This window comes from Tunicatimonas pelagia, assembly GCF_030506325.1.
Taxonomy (GTDB): domain Bacteria; phylum Bacteroidota; class Bacteroidia; order Cytophagales; family Cyclobacteriaceae; genus Tunicatimonas; species Tunicatimonas pelagia.
Genome location: NZ_CP120683.1, coordinates 2,352,911 through 2,372,957, shown reverse-complemented (window position 1 = coordinate 2,372,957; position 20,047 = coordinate 2,352,911). Strand labels below are relative to the sequence as shown.

Sequence of the window (20,047 nt, the reverse complement as noted above, 5' to 3'; positions counted from 1 at the left end):
GTTCCTACCCGTTCTTCTTTTTCCGTTTTCCGTCCTCCCCCCAGTGATACCAAATTATTCATCCTTTTCTGAATTGTTTGAGGATTTTCGTCGTCTGAAGGTGCTCATTGTCGGTGATGTAATGCTGGATGCTTACGTTTGGGGTAGTGTTCATCGCATTTCCCCGGAAGCTCCCGTGCCAATTCTCAATGTAAAAAAACGAGAAAGTCGCTTGGGTGGGGCAGCCAATGTTGCGCTTAACGTACAGTCATTAGGAGCAACCCCCGTACTATGTGCTGTTATTGGTGAGGATGCCTCCGGAGAGGCTTTCACCCAATTATTAGAAAAGCACCAAATCGGCACCGAAGGTATTGTGCGTAGCCAATCTCGCCCAACTACGGTAAAAGAGCGGATTATTGGTGGCGGACAACAAATGTTGCGGATTGATGCTGAGCACAACCAAGTGCTATCGGCTCCCGAACAGGAGATGCTACAAAAGGCTATTCAGCCCCTACTGCCCCAAACCGATGTGATTATCTTTCAGGACTATGATAAAGGGGTGCTAAACGAATCGCTAATTCAGTGGGTACAGCAGCAGGCTGATCAGTATAATATTCCTACCACAGTTGACCCCAAACGACGTAACTTTCTACACTACCGTCACGCAACTTTGTTCAAGCCAAACCTGAAGGAACTGAAAGAAGGGTTACTTCAAGAGACTATTGCGCTACACCAGGAGGAGTATGAATTACAGCCGACCATTCGGGAAGCGTCTACCGTATTGCGCCAGCGATTGCAACATAAGGTTACACTCATTACTCTGTCGGAAAAAGGGGTATTTGTAGACGATACGCAGGAATCTATCTTTATTCCTGCCCACATTCGCGAAATCTCGGATGTATCAGGAGCTGGTGATACGGTGATTAGCATTGCTGCTTTGTGTTTAGCTCTACAGCTACCCAGCCCACTCATGGCTTCACTGGCTAATTTGGGGGGAGGAATTGTCTGCGAATACACTGGAGTAGTTCCTATTGATGCTGTGCGCTTGCTTGAGGAAGCAACCGAACACCTAGCCCTGTAATGTCGCTCAACCCTTTTTCCAGATCTTCTGCTTTCAATGGTAAGCACGCATTGAGAGTAAATACCATAGTCGTCTGGTTGGTGGCAACCTTCTTGCTACTTATCGTCATCGGTACCGGGCTGCTAATGCTTCCGGCTATGTCTACACTGCCAAGTGGGCTATCATTCCTTGACGCCCTCTTTATGGCGACTAGCGCTAGTTGTGTAACTGGGTTATCCGTAATAGATACTGCTACTGATTTAACTACTCAAGGGCAATTAGTAATTCTGGGTTTGTTTCAGATTGGTGGACTAAGCATATTAGTGTTCGCAGCTTTTTTTACTTTCTTGCTGAACAGTAAACTACGCATTCATCATGCGAAGATACTTCCCGACTACCTAGACGGAGAGACGTTAGGCAGTGCCCGCGCTTTACTCAAACGCATTGTTCTCTTTACCGTTCTTATCGAAACCGGAACCTTTGTAGCACTTCTGTACACGTGGGGTAGTTACCCGTTTTCTAGCTGGAGTGAGCGAATATTCTTCTCTTTATTCCACGCAGCTTCGGCTTTTTGTAATGCTGGGTTCAGTTTGTTTAGTCAGGGTTTTTACGAGCCGGTGATTCGCGATATGTACGTGCTTCACGCGGTTGTTTCGGTAACCATTGTACTGGGCTCGCTGGGTTTTGCCACCCTCAATAATATTTTCTCTCCTCAACAACTACGGCAACGCCTGGAAAAACCCTGGATTGATTGGCACCTCAGCACTAAAGTAGCGGTTAATACCACTTTGCTACTGCTAGTAGTGGGAACCATAAGCTTTTATTGGTTAGAAAAATCAAACACCCTATCAGGTATGAATCTGACTGAATCCTTAATTGGCAGTTTTTTTCAGTCGGCTACGGCTCGCACTGCGGGGTTCAATACGGTAGATATTAGTCAAATTACCATTCCAACTACCGTGCTGCTCATGTTTTTAATGTTTATTGGCGGTTCTTCCGGTTCTACAGCCGGGGGCATTAAAACCTCTACGTTTTTTTTACTGATTGCTTCGGTTATTTCTACCAGCCGAGGCAGTTCCCAAATTACAATTGGCAATCGGCACATCTCCAACGGCGTGGTTTTTAAGGCGCTCTCTATTTTTTTCTACGGCATAGTGATTAACTTAATTGGAGTATTCATTCTGAGTATTAGTGAACCGCAACTGCCACTAATCGATATTACCTTTGAGCAGGTTTCCGCCTTCGGAACGGTAGGACTGAGCCGAGGTATTACTGCCTCTCTCTCTGAGGTAGGCAAAGCTGTTATTATCGCTACCATGTTCTTAGGCCGAGTGGGTACACTGACTTTTGCCATTGCGCTAAGTGCTCGAGCCATTCCCCAAAATTATAAGTTACCCGAAGAAGAACTGATGGTGGGCTAAGCCGTTGATACTGGTACAGGATTTGCAATTAATTCTATTGTATAATTTTTAGCTTGTTGAACCAGTATATTTCCACTAAATCCATCCGCCAAGTGCGGGAAGTCCTTAGCCGGGGAGCCACGCCTCGCGAGCTTTCGCTGGCTATTGCGCTATCTGTTCCCATGGGTATTGTACCTGTGTTTGGGTTTACTACTCCGCTAGCAACAGTCATTGCTATGCATTGGAAGTTGAATGTACCGCTGGTGTTAGCCCTGCTTTACCTAGCTCTGCCGCTGCAACTGTTGCTTTTTGTACCTTTCCTTCGCATGGGTGAGCTACTATTTCAACTAGCACCGCTACCATTCTCGCCTTCCGAGATTATGAGTATGCTAGAAACCACAGGTTGGGGACTTTTTCAGCAAATTTGGGTAACCAACTTAGCGGGCATTGCGGTTTGGTTGCTGGTGGCAATTCCGTTAGGAGCTTTATTGTACCAAATTAGCCTGCTCATCTCTCGTCGTTTTCTATCGAACTCTGGAGAGGCCATTTAAGATCAGTCATTCACGGCTGATCGATAAACCACTTCTTCCGTTAGCATATCAGTCATTCTGACTAGGTTGATTTGATCGTCAAAATCGGCGTGGAAAGCGAACTTACGGTTCTGAAAGATAAACTGATATATGAACCAATCCGTTTTAGGTGTGGGTATATTTGTCACCTCTTCAAGGGAAATCCACCGCAGTTCTCCTTCGTTGCAGATTGAAGGGGATACTCGTTCAATATCAGCCACGTATACGAAATTAATCCAGTTGTACTTAGTGGGTGAGCTTTCCACCAAAGTTCCGCAGTACTTCATGGTTGGAACCTCAACGCCAGCTTCTTCTTTTGTTTCCCGAATAGCAGCGGAGAGGGGGCTTTCGTAGGGATCAAGCTTGCCACCTACCGGAGTATAAAGGTGTTGGTTAGGTTCTTTTAGTCTTTTGAGCAGCAGCAGTTCTGGGAGCCGACCCTTCGCCTGATGTTTCAGTACACAAAGCACGGCTGCTTTCTTAATTCCTTCTGGTAATGCTTCCATACTATAATTGATTAAGAAGTTTTTGAAACTGTTCCAGATGCTGCCCTACGTGAAACCCATCCATTAATGCGTGGTGGGCGTGTACTGAAACTGGCATTGTTCTTTTCCCGTTAGCTTCAGTCATTTTGCCGAACGAAATTTTCGGAATGCTATCGGCGTGGCTAAAACTGCGCGCGTGCGATAGGGAGGTAAACTTGATCCAGGGTAAGGAAGAATAGTGAATAACGCTTTCGGCTGCCGTAGCAGGCACCAAACCTGTGGTGCTGCGCACTCGGTCAATTTCCGCTTGCGCCCCTTGTTCAAACTCTCGAAAATTTTCCGCATAGGGAATATAACTGAAGCCAAAGGTTCCATTTTCTCGGTTAATGGTAGCCGAAGCTCCTACTTGCTCATGAATAATTACATCCTCTCCTTCAATGCGATAGCGAAATGGTTCAGTTTGATTGACAGCGACAATGGATTGGTGTAAATAGTATAGAAAAAAAGAAGCACCTAACTCTTTGGCCCGGCGGTAAGCAATTGTGCAGTCTACCTCTACGCAAACCCCGAAGAAAGGCTCGTCAAACGTGCGGAAGAAGTCAAAATGATCTTTGCGCTCCCAAGTAGCTAGGTTAAGTTGATAAGGCATATCAATTAAAGCTTATTCTGAAAATATTATGTCAGAGACTACCGACTTTGTGTGTATCACCATTAACTTAGCTGAAGTTGGGTGCGCCCTTTAACTTCGCGCTTCCGACTTCTTGCTCCTAACCTCATTACCAAAATTTGGCACCCATCATCAAGGTCAGGGCTATCCCGGCTACTGCCGATGAAATTACTAGTTTCCAGTCGCGACGAGCTACACTTAAAATACTAACAAAAACAGAAGCAGTTACTAATACAATGGCAACAATAATAACCTGCCCTAATTCCAAGCCTAGATTAAAAGCTAGCAGCGGGACCGTTATATCTTCTTCTTTTCCGAGCAAGCTACGGAGGTAGTTAGAGAACCCCATTCCGTGAATTAGCCCAAAAAAAAGGGCGTAGGCATAGTTGAGCTGAACTTTTTGTGGAGAGGAACTTCTTTGGCCTCGAAGAATATTACTGACGGCAGTGATGAAAATTGTTACCGGAATAAGAAACTCAATAAGAGCCACATTCACCTGAATAATATTGAGTGTTGCCAGCGCTAACGTGATTGAGTGCCCAATGGTAAAAGCAGTAATCAGAATTAGCACTTTTCGCCAGTCGCGTAGCATGTACAAAGCACATAAAACCACCACAAACAAAATATGATCGTAGCCCAGAATATCCAGAATATGGGTTAGCCCCAAATTGAAATACAGCGAAAAAGTAGACATGAGGAAAAATTAATCTGTAAAGAAATGAAAAAAACTCTTTTTTTGTTAACTAATTCCCAACAAGAGTTAGATAGGCTGTGTAAATCGAAAAAGTGTAAATTACAACTAGTTTTTCGCCCTGTCTATTAGAAGCTAAGCAGAAAATGTCTTATATTCTATGTCATTTTTAAACTATCGGCTTGCCAACTCGCTATTTCTTACTTACTATTACCATGCAAGCATTCCTTGCCAATGTAGTTTAGGTGGATTAACGTATACGAGGTAAAAGGAGAACGTATGAGTAGTTTCGTTCGTGCTGCATGTATCGCTACTGGGGTTTTATTCTTCGCTACATCAGGGGCGAGTCAAGTATTTCATCGTGGTTTTAAGATGACTAATAACCGGGCTAAGCGGGTGTCTATCCCCTTTGAGCTTCAGAGCAATCTAATTATCATTCCGGTACAGATCAACGACGGTGAAGAACTAAAATTTATTTTAGATACTGGGGTTCGCACTGCTATTTTAACGGATGGTATGTACGTAGAAGGAATCCCCACCGTAAACGACCGAATGATTAGCTTAATGGGTGCTGGCAATGAGGGCGAGGTAAGTGCTTACGTGAGCAATGGTATTTCGTTTACCTTACCGGAAGGAGTAGCTGCTGAGGGTAATGCCATGCTGGTGCTTAAAGAAGACTACCTTCGCCTAGATAGCTATTTGGGTACCCGGGTACACGGCATATTAGGCTACGAGATTTTCAGCCGGTTTGTGGTTGAGATCGATTATACCAAGCAAGTGGTGGTGCTCCACAAGCCAGAATTATTTAAGCCCTCGCGCCGACTTACTAAAATACCGATTACTGTAGAAGATACTAAACCGTATGTTGACGGAGTGCGCTTATCCGTGAATGATTCTACCACAATCACTGCTAAGCTGATGATTGATACCGGGGCAAGCCACGCGCTGATGCTTAACATGGAAAGTAATGATTCTATCAGTGTTCCTAACCCGCATTTATCAGGTTACTTGGGCAGAGGATTAAGCGGGGATATTTTTGGTCATATGGCCCGAGTATCTGAGTTGGGGATTGACGATTACGCACTAGAAGGGGTAATTTCTTCTTTTCCGGAAGAGGGTGCTTTTATGCAGGCTACTCGTAACCGTACCAACCATAACGGAAACATAGGTGGCTCGGCACTGAAGCGGTTTCGGGTAATTTTTGATTACGCTAACGAGATGATGTATCTTCAGAAGAACCGCCACTACCGTCGTCCCTTTGACTATAACATGAGTGGAATAGAGCTGATTACTGTAGGCCCCCTGCTAGAAACATTCTTGGTAAGTAAAGTGATAAAAGATTCACCCGCTCAACGTGCTGGTATTCAGGAAGGTGATATGATTCTTTCGGTAAACGGACTTCGATTCCCCGAACTCAGCCTCGGGCTATTTAGCACAATTGTCAGTCGTCGTCCGGGCAAAAGGATTCGTATAAGAATCTACCGCAATGGCATCCTATTCAAGAAGAAATTTCGGTTGGAGAGAATCCTATAGATGGAAATCGTAAACCGGAGTCTGGAGACCGAAAGATGTAGATAACCATAAATATCCAGTCTCTGGACTCCTGCTTCCGGTTTCCCTAATTGTGCATCCACGCTTGCTTGCCAAGCAGCTCTTCTTCGCTCTCGCGGGCGTCGGGGTCTTCTACACAACAGTCTACCGGACATACCGCCGCACACTGAGGTTCTTCATGAAACCCCATACACTCGGTACATTTTCCGGTTACAATATAGTAAAACTCATCGGAGACGGGTTCCTGGGATTCAGTACCATCTACAACCGTTCCGTCTTCTAATTCAATTTCTTTCAAATCAGTGCCATCGGCCCAGCTCCATTCTACTCCGCCTTCGTAGATAGCCGTATTGGGGCATTCCGGCTCGCAGGCACCGCAGTTAATGCATTCGTCGGTTATTATGATTGCCATAGCTCACTTCTCGTTTACAGGGTTTCTTCAGGGTCTAGCCTACTAACGCTACATTTCTCCGTTTTTAGCAGACTAATTTTTTAACGATTATTAAACAATAAGTCTTAATTGTATTTTTGTAACGAAGAAACAAAACTTTGGTTTTATCCCCAAAAGAATCCATAAAAAGTAGTGTAATGCTAAACTTAGACGACCGGATCCGTGTGTTTGCCGCAGTAGGAACTGTGCTAAAGAACCTAGATAAAAATGAACAAAATGAGTTAGTGCAACGAGCACGGTCTGACAACGCTTGGTTTACCGAAGAAAATGTTCTCTTAGCAAAAGAAGGGTTGCAACGCTATCTCAGTGAGGAAAAGTTACGCCAGTGGGTAACTGACCTTCCAACCCAACCCAGTTCAGTAAAGAAAATCGGTCTTGTGATGGCAGGAAATATTCCTTGGGTAGGGTTTCACGATTTGCTTACGGTACTCATTAGCGGTCAACATGCGATGATTAAGCTCAGCTCGCAAGACTCATTTTTGATGCGCTACATCATCAATATTATTACTGAGTTAGAACCTCAGTTAGCCTCACTTATCACCGTAGTAGATAAACTCAATACGGCTGATGCCATTATTGCCACTGGGGGCGATAATACCTCCCGCTATTTTGAATACTACTTTGCTAAGTACCCGCACATTATTCGGAAAAACCGGACGGGGGTAGCCGTATTAAGTGGCCATGAAACTGAGAAAGAATTAAACGCGTTGGGCGAAGATATTTTCCGCTACTTTGGGCTAGGCTGCCGTAACGTTTCCAAAATTTTTGTGCCGGAAGAATATAATTTTGAATCACTTTTCCGAACTTTAGAAGCTTATCAAACCGTTGCTCATCACCACAAATACAACAACAACTACGACTACAATAAGTCCATCTATCTGGTAAACCGCGAACCATTTCTTGATACCGGATTTGCGCTATTTCGCCAGAGCGACCAATTGGTCTCGCCCATCTCGGTAGTGTACTACGAACCCTATCAAAACCAGAATGAGCTAACACAAAAGCTGCTAGCAAACGAAGAAAAAACTCAGTGCGTAGTAGCTCAGGAATCAATTTACCCTAACCAAAAGAATTATGTTCCGTTCGGCCAAGCCCAGCAACCCAAACTCTGGGACTACGCTGACGGGGTGAATACGCTAAAGTTTGTGCAAAGCGTGACAGAAGGTTAGATTGGAAGTCAGAATTTAGCAACCTCTAATCCCTGGCTTCTAGCATCGTAAGATTCGATACACTATTAAGAAGACTATGATTTTTCCCGAACAACTCATAGACATGGGCATCAATGCACCCAAAGAGCACCAGCGAGTTATCAGTAAACTAACCACCGGTTTAGGTTCACTCTACTATCAAGAACGAAAAATTGATTTGAGTGTATAACGAATTGGGTGCAGAGGAAAAGCGAGTGGGAATGCAGAGATTCCCTTAATTTTGAGGTCTTCAACCACCATCAAAAAAACTCGCTATGGAAGTAAAGGAAGCAAAAATCAACCAGATAAGACAACACTTAGATCAGATAATAGCCCAAATGGATGCCCGAAGTAAAGAAGGAATGAGAATTCATCAGGTAGAGCGGTCTTTGTTTACCAGTTTATTGCAGTTAGGTTTTCAACTGTTAGAATACTACATTTTGAGTATACAACAGGTAGTCGCTGTTCAGGGGGTTCCCGTTGATCGTGCAGGGGAAAAGATGAAGAACACCGGGCTGCGTAGTCGGCCTTACCGAAGCATTTTTGGCCCGTTATCCATTGCCCGCCCCAAGTATTACTCAACCACTGGTAAGAGCTATTACCGGCTGGACGAAGCGTTGGGCTTACCCAAGAGCAACTATTCTTACGTATTGGATGATTGGTTAGGGTATGGGGCCACCGAGATGGACTTTGCCCAAAGTGCTGAGCAGTTGGAGCGCATCTTAGGTCATCCCCTAAGGGGTATGCAAAGCCAACGGTGTAGTTACAGGCTTTGCGAGCAAGTAAAAGACTTTTATGAGCAACAAGCCTGGGAAAACATAGAAGATGGTACTCATTTGAGCGTAGGCTTTGACGGTAAGGGGGTGCCCATTCGTCGCAGCGAAACTCAGCGAGCTGAGGAAAGTACGGCGGTTCGTCTGAGCAAAGGACAGAAGAAGGGGGTCAAAAAAGAAGCCACAGTAAGCCTGAGCAGTTCGTTTACCCCGCGGCCCCGGCAGGCTCAAGAACTCTTAGAGAGCTTGTTTTGCCCTACCCATGAGCCGCAGAAGCCCGATGGAGGGCATACCTGGCACGAGCACAAGCATCTACGAGCCTTTCTCTCAGACAAGGTAGGGGCCATCCGCTACGGGGTGGAAAACCTACTTCGGCGCGATGCTAGTGCAAAAAAGCCGATCATCGTTTTGATAGACGGTGACCGAGCCTTAGAAAAAGCAGTTCGGCAAGTGGTAGAAGAAAAGAAAGTTACCCATCGGGTAGAGGCCTACGTACTGGATTTTATTCACTTGCTAGAGTACGTTTGGAAGGTGGCTAACGCTCATTGGGGGGAGAAGCATCCCAATCGTTTTGCTTGGGTGAGAAGCCAAGCCGCCTTGTTACTAGACAGCCAGCATGATGAGGTACGACAGCAATGGCAAGTTATCTTGCAACAGGCTACCTTGTCTCAATACAAGCGTGACACTGTCCAACGAGCCATCACCTACCTGACCAACCATCAGCATATGGTAGATTACAAAACCTATCTACAGCTAGGATTTCCTATCACCACCGGAGCGGTGGAAAGTGCCTGTGGACATTTTGTAAAGAGCCGTATGGAGAGAAACGGCATGCATTGGGGAAAACAAGGTGCGCAGAATATGCTCAACCTACGAGCCGTCAGAAAGAACGGCGATTGGGACAACTACCTACAAACAGTAGTCAAACACGAACAACAAGCTCTTTACCAAAAAGCTGCCTGAGTTACACCCTTTTTGTTATACACTCAATTGATTTAGAGCCTTTACCCGAAACCATGATAGACGAAGGACAGACCAGTACAAGATGTGTTGCTTTACGATAATGAACATCAGCATACCCCAATCATCATTGAGGTATGCCATACTACCGGAGTGAAGAATGATACCAAAAAGATTATTCGTTTGATAGAAGAATTTGAATATGGCATTCAGGAAGGTTTTCTCTACGATTATGCTGCAAAACAGTGGCTACGCTACGCCAAGGGCGGTGATGTAGAAGCAGGACATTCTTATTCGGAAGTATTGTAGTTGGATTTGAATATGTTCTTATAAAGTATCCCTCCGGTGAACTAGACGGCGACGGTGATCGGCTCAGTTTTTTGGTCAGCTTGCCGGGGTTTCCATCGGTGGGGTAGCAAGTCTTCTATTTCATTGATGGGATGATCGGGTAGTCGTTCCAGGATGTCTTTCAGATAGCTGTAAGGTTCAATGCCGTGCAGTTTACAGCTGCCCAACAGGCTGTAGAAGACAGCAATACGTTGGGCGGCCGCGTGGCTCCCGGCGAACAGGTAGTTTTTTCTGCCCAGGGCAATAGGTCGGATGGTATTTTCAATCAGGTTATTATCGATCTCCAGCCGCCCGTCAGTGGTATACAACGATAAAGTTTTGATACGGCGCAGTGAGTAAGCAACGGCTTTACCGATCAGACTTTTAGGCAATACATTGGCCGCTTGTTCGAGCAACCAAGCATGTAGCTCTTCCAGAATGGGCACCGCCTGTTCTTGCCGCAACACGTAGCGTTGTTCATCTGAGAGATCCTCTTGTCGGCCGTGACGTTCCACTGCATAGAGCTTCTGTATTTCGGACAGGGCATAGGTGGCCCGTTCGGCATCGCTGTCCAGGGCTTTTTCAAAGTAACGGCGGGCGTGCGCCATACAATGCAGTAGGGTAATGTCATTGCGCTGGGCGTTGAGCCATTCGTAGGCTTCGTAGCCATCGGCTTGTAAGTAACCGGAAAAGGCTTTCAGACATTCTTTGGGTCCCTCTCTGCCTCGTCCGGACTGGTAGTCGAAGAACACCAGTCTAATCTCCGGACTATGGTAGGCCCACCGGGGTGCCGGCCACTGATAGCCTCGGTGAGTCTTGCCTTTTTTCTTTTTATCCAGCACCGGTATTGGACTTTCATCAGCTTGCAAGTATGCCTGACCGAGTACACATTTGCGCAAAGCCGCGTAGAGGGGGTTGATTAGTTCACAAGCGCTACTCAACCAACCGCCCAATGTGCTTTCTGAGAGGCTGATACCCAATCGTTGGTAGCACTGTACTTGCCGGTAGACGGGCAAATGATCGCAGAACTTATCCATGAGAATCTGAGCCAGTAGTCCGGCTCCAGGGATGCCTCCGTCATGGAATGATTATCAATGGGCCGGTTGGGCAAAGCAGCTACATAAAAGTCTTCTTCGGCACTCACGTAGCGCGGTCGGACGTAACGGCGCACAAACAACTTAGCCGGTTCATAATCCAGTTCTTCGCTCACCTGCTCACCAATCTTCTTCATCGCTGAGGTATCCTCTTCGGGTTCCAGCACTACCTCTATACGCGGCAAGTGAGCCGGTAGCAGTTTGCGTGAAGGGGCAATGGATGCGGCAGGTTTGGCTATCGTTCGTTGATACGTTTGCTTTTCAACACCGTCCTTCGCTACGACCTCTTCATTAGAGAGCAAGCTAAGTTGCCCCGGCGTAGCGGTTCCTACGAAACGTTCCCTTTTGCTGCGGGGCCGCCTAGGCCATAGACCAGCCGCTTCAGTTCAGCCAGTTCTTGTCGCAACAGTTTGTTCTGTTCACGCAAAGCTTGATTCTCAGTTTGTAGGGCGGCATAATCCATAGCAGCAAACATAAGTAGGTGCATGGTAAATGCAAACACTCAGGCCGATAGTTTGTAGCGTTTTCGTCGCTGCTTCACCTCTACGTCCAGCCCTTCCAATAACGCCCACAGTTCAGCCGAAGACAGCTCTACGGCAGACTGCTTACCGTTAGGTAAACGAAACGTACCCGCCTCTAGGCGTTTGTAGTATAATACGAAGCCCGAAGACTCCCATACCAGTAACTTTAAACGGTCTTTCCGGCGCCCCACAAACACGTAGGCATCCCCCGACAGTACATCCGCACCCATCTGTTGAGATACGATGCCCGATAGCCCATCAAACCCTTTGCGCATGTCCACGCTGTGCGAATACAAGAATATTCGCTTGGCTAAGCTCATCAACATCTACAGCAAAGCTTTCAGATACCCCACCGGTACTACTTGTGCAAAACGCAACACCGCCCCCGAAGGTAAACTCACTTCCAGGGCTGCCGGACCGGATACATCCATACGGACGGGAACAAAACCAACGGACTCATCGCTCTCATCAACGTGGTGATCGCGGTAACGCCGTAGCCAGTAGGCCAACACCGAAACAGAAATATTATGCGCAGCGCAGAACGCTTTTTGCGTTTGTCCACTGCTCTGCCAAGCTTCCACTACAGGAAACATCTTTTGCTCAGTACGAAAATGTGCCATAACCTTTTTTCTTCAAAGATAATGGCGCACTCGGCTGTTTATCAAGTCCGTTTCACCGTAGGGATACCTTATAAAAGCATTGTATACTCTCTACTATCGGATTTACAGAAAAGGTTTGATTATACAACTCATATTAGTTTGTTCACTTACAAGATAGATATCGCATGGGTTTATCTACGCCAACGTCGTGATTAATTGAAAGAAACCAATCTTCGTCACGCCATTTTAGTTTTCAATCTTCTTCCGATAGGAATAAATGTAAGAAAAATGACTACGCAAAAAATAAAGATTGTATTCCCCCAATTACCTAGCCGATAATTAGTAAACAAAATTCCTATGAAAGCCCAAATCAATACTGACAGATAGGTAAGGCTCTTATATCTTAGGTATACCAACGCAGCAATCGTTGTAGCTACAGAAACTATTATAAATGACCAAAATTCCTCTGACAATCCGAGCGCACCCCAATCGAGGTATTTTAAGTTCTGACTGATAGTCAAAATTAAAGCTACTGTTATCCACCCAAAAAACAGAGAAAATGGAAACTCCACAAGCCAGAAAAATTTCGGTTGCTTTGATTTAACCTTCTCGATAAGAAAGAAAGCCCAGCCAAGGCCAATTAGAAGAAATATCAGTATGAAAATGTTATAGACATAGGTGCCATATAAACTTATGCTATTGAAAACATTAATGATTACAACTGGTAATAGTAGATTGTCAAAGAAATCAGATTCTCTGTTTTTGGGCAATGCCTGGTATATAGAAAATAAAATCATTCCCAAGAAAATGGGAACCCATATAGTAAAGGTGAACGCAGGTGGACTAATGATTGTCATAGCCTCGAAATATTTTCCGAATGCATCAGGTTTTTGATCAAATAATAACTCGCTTATTTGCGGATAAAAATTGTTAGCCGCTACCATAAGTATTGTGGTGAGTAATATGAATATTTGCCTTAGGTTCATATTTAGAATGTTTTCATTTTAATTTTTTAAAATAAAGAACGTAAGTATACTAAAAAGGTTTAAATGAATAAATTTGACCTCATAAAGAATCTCATTGATTACGTAGAGGAGTATGAAGCTGTAGATGACTCCACTTCTGATATGAGCCTACAAAAATTTAAAGAATGGTTAATTGTCAGATTCGCTACAGAACAATTTGAAAGCAGCGGGCGGGATACCAATAGGAAGAATTTCGAGCTCTTGGCATTAATGCAACAGTATGTGAGCAGACATATTAGAGAAAGTCTGCGTGATACAGGTATCAGTACAATATGGGATTTTATTTTTCTCGCAATACTTAGTCATCAAGGCGACATGGGGATGGTAGATTTGATTAAAATTGCCCGGATGGAAAAAAGCTCAGGCATGGAAGTGCTAAAGAGAATACAGAGTTCAAAATATGTACGGTCAGTACCTGATAAAAATGACAAGCGAAAGAAACTTCAGCAAATTACAGATTTAGGTCAAAAAAAACTGCTAGAGCTATATCCAGTAATATCAAAGTTATCTGAGACTGTTAACGGCGATTTGACGACCAAAGAGAAAGGTATGCTATTCCACTTACTTAATAAATTAGATTCTTTTCACCAGAAAAAATTAGGGTTTGATAAAGCATCATAATGATGGTTGCATTGAAACGGATTGTAACAACAGTTGTGGTATGTACTCTTTGGGATACGCACCATAAATAAAAATTTCAATAGAGCTGAAAGCCTGAATTATAGGGATGTACAACAGCGCGGCTGCCGCGCTGTTGTACGCCTCCCTTTTCTGATAAAAAAGGGAACTTCACTTTTCTCCAATATTTGGAGAATCTCTTTATGTTCGTTTTGCTTAGTTGCTTTTTCTTCACTACTTTAAGTGAATGTCTAATTCTAACTCTATGACCGGCGACTTTCGTCAGTCAATATCCTCTACAGAACTGTTGTTTTTTGTGCTGTAATTAGCCGACTACTAAAAATGTTAGTTGATAGACGGTAGGTTCGGACTTGAAGTTTTCGTAGTTCAGCTCGAGAATCATACTGTCTTCATCTAGTTCAATCACATCGAACACAAATTGCCCATCGTTGATAGAAATTTTAGTATCTCCGCCCGTGAACTCCCAAGTACCCGACGCAGGAAAGAATTCTAGTTCCGGTAAAGTAATATTGTACGAATTATCTGAATTAAACCCAACATTAGACTGGCTACTAGGTGTTTGTGATTGTCCGTCAATAACTACGGCAGTAATATTCCAGTTTTGTACTAGCCGCTCTTCGGGAGTATCTGGCTGGGATGGGTCGGTAGGTTCTTCACCACCACAATCAACAGCAACAAGAAACGGTAAAAGGCATAACCAAAGTGTAATGATCTTTTTCATAACATAAGAGGTAAAGGGGGGAAAGCGACACCTTTCCCTCCGATTAGTTTAATATTTCTGAATTTTCTGCTGAATGATACCCTTTGAGCTGGTAACCTGTAGCAAATAAGTTCCGGTGGGTAGTCTCCGCGTTTCTAGCCGAATGCTAGGCTGATGTGTGAACGTTTGCCTAATCATGGCTTTGCCTTGCAAATTGTATACACTTACTTCTGCCCGGTTTATACTTTTGGGCAGAGTAATCTGTAAATCAGCCTGCACTGGATTAGGAAACACTAACACATTCTGAGCTAACTCATTGGTGATGGACGTTACTTGAAACCCATCAGAGATAGCACTAGGACATCCTTCGGCATTGGTAACCAGCACCGTGTAGGCTCCACCACTGGTCAGCGTAATTTGGTTGGACGATTCACCCGTAACTTCTTCGCCATCCAGAAACCAAGTGAAGATTCCGCTTACGTTGCTCACGGTAAGTATTACCTCTGTTGCTAGGGCTTCGGGGTCAGCGTTAGACTGAGAAGTAATGATTGGAGTGGCGGGAGCAGCGGCATCCGCCGGAACTTCTACTTCGGTTGTGATAGAACAGCCATTCTCATCTTCTATAATCACTTGGTAATTTCCTGCGGCCAATCCGGTAAATGTACCATTGGTCTGAGTAGCAACTCCGTCAATACGAAAAGTATAATTATCACCAGCCCCGCCAGCAACTACTACGGTAAAGCTACCGCTCTGCGGCTGGGCACAGGTGGGAGATATAGCGCTTTGAGTTATTAAGATGATTGGATCAGGGGAACTGATTGAGAAACTTCTAGAAATGGTAGTATCCGCGCTCTGGGCATAAGCCGTATAGTCTCCGGAAGCTAAGTCAGTGAATACACTATCAGCTACGTAGGTAGTGCCATCAATGCTGTAGGTAAATCTGCTGCCTCCGTTCACAACTGAAATTATCGCTTCACCATCAATACTGGTGGCGCAGGTAGTATTGGTAATTTTGAACTCAAGTTTAGGGCTGGGGTCGGGGCAATCTCCCACTACGGTAGCGACCCGTATGATGAAGTCCTCACTGATTACTTCAGTACCGGATTTGACATACACAGTGTAGGTGCCTTCCCGCAAACCAGTAAATACGTTACTTTCGTAGAAAGTAACGTTATCTAAGCTATACGAGCGTATACCATCTCCCGAAGCAGCGATTTCTACTTTGCCTAGCTCATCTTGTACACAACCTATATTGGTCACTACCAAGGAGTCAATAGCCAGAGGTTTCCTGCAATCGCCATTAATATTGTTACAGTACTTAAATTGCGTAGTACTGGCTAAGCTGCGACGGCCCGCTACATCAATTGCCCAAACGTAAAGTATATACTCCTCACCATTAGATAAGGATTGTACATTAGCTGGGAATGCTTCATTGACAAAAGCCTTGGGTTCAGAAAAACGATAATTCAGTGTATCTGACCCAACAATAGCTTCCTCCGCTACGCTGTAGTAGTAATATTCTAACGCAATTATATTATTCAACTCAGCGTTGTCTACCACTACGAAAGGCATATGGCTTACAATTGACCAGTTCCCTTTCACATCTAAAGTGCGGGCATAAAGCATATGGATACCTGGTTTATAATCGCTCAGATCTACGGTAAAAGTAACAGTTACATCGCTCCCAATACTATTCAGCGGAATGCGCTGGTTGTTACCAAAACCTAAATCTTCATCGACAAAGTATTCGGCAGCTAAAATTCCCTCCTCAGGAATGATGTTTTCCACCAGAAATGCCCGACTAGTAACAATACTCCAACGGCCCTGATCGTCTTTTACGCGTACCCATAGTGTGCGCGAACCGATACTTACGTCGCTCAAATCAACCGTAAAGGATTGGGTAATATTACTACCTGGTCCATTAAGAGGGATGGGTGTATTTTGACCAAATCCCGCATCAGTGTCAATATAGTACTCGGCTGCTACAATATTCTGCGCCCAAAGGCTAGTGGTTGATAGCAGTGCTATCATCAATAGGCTAATAAAAATCTTCATGGGTAGCCTAGTTGTGAGATCGTGCCTTAATAGTTACACTCATTCCATCGGTAGGCGTACCAATCCCACTGGTCGTGAGGTCATAGATGGCTGGGATACCCGGTAGGCCAGATATTTTATAAGGACTAGTTCCTCCGAAAGCCCCGGCATCAACTCCGTCAATACCAATTCCCCGAGCGGGTGATTGATCGGCTAACTGAAAATCTCTATCCAAAGAAGGGGTAGGGGCGATGAACAAGTTGGCTTGTACCGCTCCGAAAATATTGTTTTCTGCATCGTTGGCCGTAGAATTTTCGGGGAATACAGCATCCTCTACAGTAGTGAAAATATTATTCTTTACATTGTTATCATCACAATCATTAAACCCTCCAGTAATGAATATGTTGTTTTGAATAGTAGCTCCACGGATGCGATAAAGACCATTAGTTAGCGTATTATTACTGATTACAGTATTAGATAATACTCCTTGAAAGTCGCCATATATTGTAGCATATCTATTACCGGATCGGAGAATATTATTACGAATGACACTACGGCTAGAGGTTTCATCTAGGAAAATAGGGTTAACATTGGTACTGATATAATTTCTTTCTACTAAGGTATTTGAGGCATGGTAAATATATAGTTCGTCAATAATATTCCGAGTAATCGTGATATTATTGGGACTATTATTGCCCTGGCTTCCATCCAGTCGTTCCCGATTAATATTTATATATGAACTGCTACTAGCGTTGAAGTCTAGACCAGTGAGTATTGAGTTATCTGCTCCTTCGCCAATATTGATTTGGTAGACCTTAGCAGTTTGCTTGTTGAATTGAGTATTGTTATTCTCTCCTAAAAAGTACCCGGGACCAATGATGATTACCTCTTTGTTTAATCTTATCTCTACTAAACGTCCCTGAGTATTAGTATCATAATAATTTGGTGAGCCTACCACGTAAATAGAATCGCCTGGGTCGGCATTATTAATAGCATTCTGTAGTTTGATATAATCGGCTGATGCGCCTTCGTTGTTATCTACCCGAATTACTTTGGCGTAAGACTGAGATAGACTTAAAATTAGAACGACGAGAAAGTAGAATGTTCGTGTCATGGTTACATAAGTTTTAATGAAAATATTGTACATGATTGGTATTGATATGAATTTTGAGCTACGTACTGCAAGCGGACGTATTTCAGTAGACTAAAATGGGATATAGGTTAGCAACAATATCAACCTCATTGGCTTTTTCTACTACTTCTTTGAGCGTATAATTGGAATAGAACCCTTCTAACGGTGGAGCATCCCCAATGACAATTATCATTTTCTTTACTGAAGAACTCCAGTTCATTTCATCGATGGTACGATACAATCCATCGTATACCGATTCTGGTGTATCGCCTCCGCTACTTACCTGAATGGCGTTGATATAATCTTTAATAGAGGCTAGGTCACTGGTGAGCGGTGTGGATTCGTACCAGTTGGTAGGATCTACATTATTATCTCCGTATTCGGCTACTCCTACCCGTACTCCCGTTGGTAATGCATCAATGATGGCATTGAGATTGACCTGGATATAATAAATATCATCACTCATGCTTCCGGTATTATCAATCAGAAATACCAAATCAGCTGATGCCTGCGCTTGTTCACCGATAACTGTAAGAATAACTTCTCCTAGCTGGTAAGCCCCTGAAGATTCATACGATTCACCATCGGTAAATTCTGCTAGTACATCGAAAGTTTCTTCCGTAGTAATGCGTCGGGTAGAACCTACCACAGTATCTGAAGGTATTCCTAGCACTCCGTTGAATGCTGCTACGTAGTACTCATAAGAGGTGCTGGACTCAACATCTAAATTGGTATAAAATGTAACGTCTGATTCCCCAACTTCTAGCATTGAGTCTTCAACCGCAAAGTAGTCTCGCCGAAAAACCTTATAAGAATCAGCCCCTGGCACCTCATCCCACGTGAGGTCAATTGTAAGGGCTTTATCATCACTAGCTAAAAGGTTCATAGCACCCGGTAAGACTTCGGGATCAGGAATTAAATCCGAGTGATCTTCGTAGCAAGAAGCACACACCGTGGCTACGGCTAACAGAATTATTAGATTTCTCATAGGTTGTTTAGCTATATTTAATTTCCAAATTTGATGGCTAGGCCAACTTTAGGGTAGGCCACGCTCTCGTCGCCAATTTCACCAAAGACTCCGAAGGTATTGTTAATGTAATAGCGAATGCCCAAGAGTAACCCAGGATCAATTTCTTGTTTACTGTTACGCTCATCGCCCTCTGTTTTTGTAATCTGTCGCCCAGTGATTGCTCCTCCGATGTAGAGGTCTACCTTTCGTCCCAGATTGAAGTGATAGGCCAGCCGGGCACTCACGGCGTAGTATTCGTATAGAATGTCGTCTACTTCGGGTACGCCCCAGTGCATAGCCCCAGCTGTCATTCCCAGCCCCACGTTGTACCCAATCGGTAGCTCAACAATGAGCATGACCGGGGGAATAACAATCGGGTGTTCGCTATCACCGTAGCCGATGTCTACATTATCTAACCCAATGCCTAAGCCGACTATAAAATTGCCTCGGTGAAAGGACTCAGATGTTTTGAAGATCGGCACGTTATCACCCCACCACTGAGCAAAATCAAACTTCTCTTTCACTGGCCTGGGAAAAGCTTTCACAGTACCGTCCGAGAAGTAAATGGTATCTACCTCTTCAGTTTGCACAACCATTGTATCGTTACTGGTAAACTGCTGGTAGCGTACCTGCTCCTCGTTGTAGTCAATAACTACTGAGCCAATTCGTTGGCGGCTGGTTAGCACAATAATATCCTGAATAGTTTCAACGGCTTCGGGTTTAATTACCTCCATTTCTACCCTTCGGTTCTGGGCTCTTCCTTCGGAGGTAGTATTATCAGCAACGGGTTTACCACTACCAAACCCCTCACTAATCAATCTATCCGACTCAACTCCTTTTTTCTCAAGATAAATCAGCACGTTTTGAGCGCGATTCGTAGATAATCTCTTGTTAAAGTCTGAGCTTCCAACATTATCGGCAAAACCCTGAATGTAGAGTTCTATATTGGAAGCCTTTTGCATCAGATTTACCACTTGGTTTAAATAGGTAGTTGCCTGCGGCTCCAGATCGGCGGTACCAAACCGGAAGTTAATATCTCCTAAATTCATCACCATATTCTCTACAGGCTCGCCCGCATCTAACCTTTGAAGAATTTCCTGCACATCGCTTTCGGGACTTTGACTGTAAGCGGGAATTACGGCCAACACCCAAAAGAATAGTATACTGTAGGCTAGGTCATTCATGACTTTACGC

At 44.3% G+C, this 20,047-nt stretch carries 23 protein-coding genes; 9 read left to right on the top strand and 14 right to left on the bottom strand.

Annotated elements, in window-relative coordinates; all coding sequences use genetic code 11:
• Positions 1-73 precede the first annotated feature (73 nt).
• From P0M28_RS09975 to P0M28_RS09965, 3 genes are read left to right on the top strand one after another with little or no spacing between them, the layout of a single operon-like run.
• On the top strand, positions 74-1,060 hold the full coding sequence (locus P0M28_RS09975; RefSeq protein ID WP_302209762.1) for a bifunctional heptose 7-phosphate kinase/heptose 1-phosphate adenyltransferase: 987 nt from the start codon (positions 74-76) through the stop codon (positions 1,058-1,060).
• Positions 1,060-2,460 (top strand): TrkH family potassium uptake protein, encoded by a 1,401-nt coding sequence (locus P0M28_RS09970; protein WP_302209761.1) that lies wholly within the window; start codon positions 1,060-1,062, stop codon positions 2,458-2,460. The genes P0M28_RS09975 and P0M28_RS09970 overlap by 1 nt, the downstream gene beginning before the upstream one ends.
• 56 nt (positions 2,461-2,516) lie before the next feature.
• A complete protein-coding gene (locus P0M28_RS09965; protein ID WP_302209759.1) occupies positions 2,517-2,990 on the top strand; it encodes a DUF2062 domain-containing protein in 474 nt (157 codons plus the stop codon).
• Positions 2,991-2,992: 2 nt separating this feature from the next.
• Here P0M28_RS09965 and P0M28_RS09960 read toward each other — a convergent pair whose 3' ends face one another.
• The 3 genes from P0M28_RS09960 to P0M28_RS09950 all read right to left on the bottom strand — a co-directional run bounded on the left by P0M28_RS09960 (position 2,993) and on the right by P0M28_RS09950 (position 4,854).
• Positions 2,993-3,514 (bottom strand): NUDIX domain-containing protein, encoded by a 522-nt coding sequence (locus P0M28_RS09960; protein ID WP_302209758.1) that lies wholly within the window; start codon positions 3,512-3,514, stop codon positions 2,993-2,995.
• Between the two features lies 1 nt (position 3,515).
• Positions 3,516-4,142, bottom strand: coding sequence for a chloramphenicol acetyltransferase (locus P0M28_RS09955; RefSeq protein WP_302209756.1), 627 nt, complete (start codon positions 4,140-4,142; stop codon positions 3,516-3,518).
• A gap of 127 nt (positions 4,143-4,269) precedes the next feature.
• On the bottom strand, positions 4,270-4,854 hold the full coding sequence (locus tag P0M28_RS09950; protein ID WP_302209754.1) for a HupE/UreJ family protein: 585 nt from the start codon (positions 4,852-4,854) through the stop codon (positions 4,270-4,272).
• A 276-nt stretch (positions 4,855-5,130) separates the two neighbouring features.
• Here P0M28_RS09950 and P0M28_RS09945 point away from each other — a divergent pair, with 276 nt between their 5' ends.
• Entirely contained in the window at positions 5,131-6,384 is a 1,254-nt protein-coding gene (locus P0M28_RS09945; protein ID WP_302209752.1) for a PDZ domain-containing protein, read from the top strand.
• Positions 6,385-6,469: 85 nt separating this feature from the next.
• Here the strand turns inward: P0M28_RS09945 and P0M28_RS09940 are convergent, their stop codons facing one another.
• Positions 6,470-6,814 (bottom strand): 4Fe-4S dicluster domain-containing protein, encoded by a 345-nt coding sequence (locus tag P0M28_RS09940; protein ID WP_302209750.1) that lies wholly within the window; start codon positions 6,812-6,814, stop codon positions 6,470-6,472.
• Between the two features lie 176 nt (positions 6,815-6,990).
• Here P0M28_RS09940 and P0M28_RS09935 point away from each other — a divergent pair, with 176 nt between their 5' ends.
• From P0M28_RS09935 to P0M28_RS09920, 4 genes are all read left to right on the top strand, one after another.
• Positions 6,991-8,022 (top strand): acyl-CoA reductase, encoded by a 1,032-nt coding sequence (locus P0M28_RS09935; protein WP_302209749.1) that lies wholly within the window; start codon positions 6,991-6,993, stop codon positions 8,020-8,022.
• A 76-nt stretch (positions 8,023-8,098) separates the two neighbouring features.
• Positions 8,099-8,230 carry a hypothetical protein gene (locus tag P0M28_RS09930; RefSeq protein ID WP_302209747.1) on the top strand — a complete coding sequence of 44 codons (132 nt, stop codon included), beginning with the start codon at positions 8,099-8,101 and terminating at the stop codon, positions 8,228-8,230.
• Between the two features lie 85 nt (positions 8,231-8,315).
• Positions 8,316-9,776, top strand: coding sequence for an ISKra4 family transposase (locus tag P0M28_RS09925; RefSeq protein ID WP_302204760.1), 1,461 nt, complete (start codon positions 8,316-8,318; stop codon positions 9,774-9,776).
• 84 nt (positions 9,777-9,860) lie between these two features.
• Entirely contained in the window at positions 9,861-10,082 is a 222-nt protein-coding gene (locus P0M28_RS09920) for a hypothetical protein (protein WP_302209746.1), read from the top strand.
• A gap of 41 nt (positions 10,083-10,123) precedes the next feature.
• Here P0M28_RS09920 and tnpC read toward each other — a convergent pair whose 3' ends face one another.
• The 5 genes from tnpC to P0M28_RS09895 form a co-directional block, all read right to left on the bottom strand.
• Positions 10,124-11,137, bottom strand: coding sequence for an IS66 family transposase (tnpC, locus tag P0M28_RS09915; protein ID WP_302205099.1), 1,014 nt, complete (start codon positions 11,135-11,137; stop codon positions 10,124-10,126).
• Positions 11,038-11,496: an IS66 family transposase zinc-finger binding domain-containing protein gene (locus P0M28_RS09910; RefSeq protein ID WP_302205098.1), complete on the bottom strand. Its 459-nt coding sequence runs from the start codon at positions 11,494-11,496 to the stop codon at positions 11,038-11,040. The genes tnpC and P0M28_RS09910 overlap by 100 nt, the downstream gene beginning before the upstream one ends.
• A gap of 200 nt (positions 11,497-11,696) precedes the next feature.
• Positions 11,697-12,041 (bottom strand): IS66 family insertion sequence element accessory protein TnpB, encoded by a 345-nt coding sequence (gene tnpB, locus P0M28_RS09905; protein ID WP_302205097.1) that lies wholly within the window; start codon positions 12,039-12,041, stop codon positions 11,697-11,699.
• Entirely contained in the window at positions 12,042-12,335 is a 294-nt protein-coding gene (gene tnpA / locus P0M28_RS09900) for an IS66 family insertion sequence element accessory protein TnpA (RefSeq protein ID WP_302205096.1), read from the bottom strand.
• 215 nt (positions 12,336-12,550) lie between these two features.
• Positions 12,551-13,300, bottom strand: coding sequence for a TspO-related membrane protein (locus P0M28_RS09895; protein ID WP_496060941.1), 750 nt, complete (start codon positions 13,298-13,300; stop codon positions 12,551-12,553).
• Between the two features lie 63 nt (positions 13,301-13,363).
• Between P0M28_RS09895 and P0M28_RS09890 the strand changes: the two genes are divergently transcribed.
• Entirely contained in the window at positions 13,364-13,960 is a 597-nt protein-coding gene (locus P0M28_RS09890; RefSeq protein ID WP_302209744.1) for a MarR family winged helix-turn-helix transcriptional regulator, read from the top strand.
• A 322-nt stretch (positions 13,961-14,282) separates the two neighbouring features.
• On the opposite strand, the gene P0M28_RS09885 is transcribed toward P0M28_RS09890, so the two are convergent.
• The 5 genes from P0M28_RS09885 to P0M28_RS09865 form a co-directional block, all read right to left on the bottom strand.
• On the bottom strand, positions 14,283-14,699 hold the full coding sequence (locus P0M28_RS09885) for a lipocalin family protein (protein WP_302209742.1): 417 nt from the start codon (positions 14,697-14,699) through the stop codon (positions 14,283-14,285).
• A 48-nt stretch (positions 14,700-14,747) separates the two neighbouring features.
• Positions 14,748-16,733, bottom strand: a complete 1,986-nt coding sequence (locus P0M28_RS09880; protein WP_302209741.1) for a T9SS type A sorting domain-containing protein — start codon at positions 16,731-16,733, stop codon at positions 14,748-14,750.
• Between the two features lie 7 nt (positions 16,734-16,740).
• Positions 16,741-17,826, bottom strand: a complete 1,086-nt coding sequence (locus P0M28_RS09875) for a right-handed parallel beta-helix repeat-containing protein (protein ID WP_302209739.1) — start codon at positions 17,824-17,826, stop codon at positions 16,741-16,743.
• Between the two features lie 82 nt (positions 17,827-17,908).
• On the bottom strand, positions 17,909-18,832 hold the full coding sequence (locus P0M28_RS09870; protein ID WP_302209738.1) for a vWA domain-containing protein: 924 nt from the start codon (positions 18,830-18,832) through the stop codon (positions 17,909-17,911).
• A 17-nt stretch (positions 18,833-18,849) separates the two neighbouring features.
• A complete protein-coding gene (locus P0M28_RS09865; RefSeq protein ID WP_302209737.1) occupies positions 18,850-20,037 on the bottom strand; it encodes an OmpA family protein in 1,188 nt (395 codons plus the stop codon).
• Positions 20,038-20,047 lie beyond the last annotated feature (10 nt).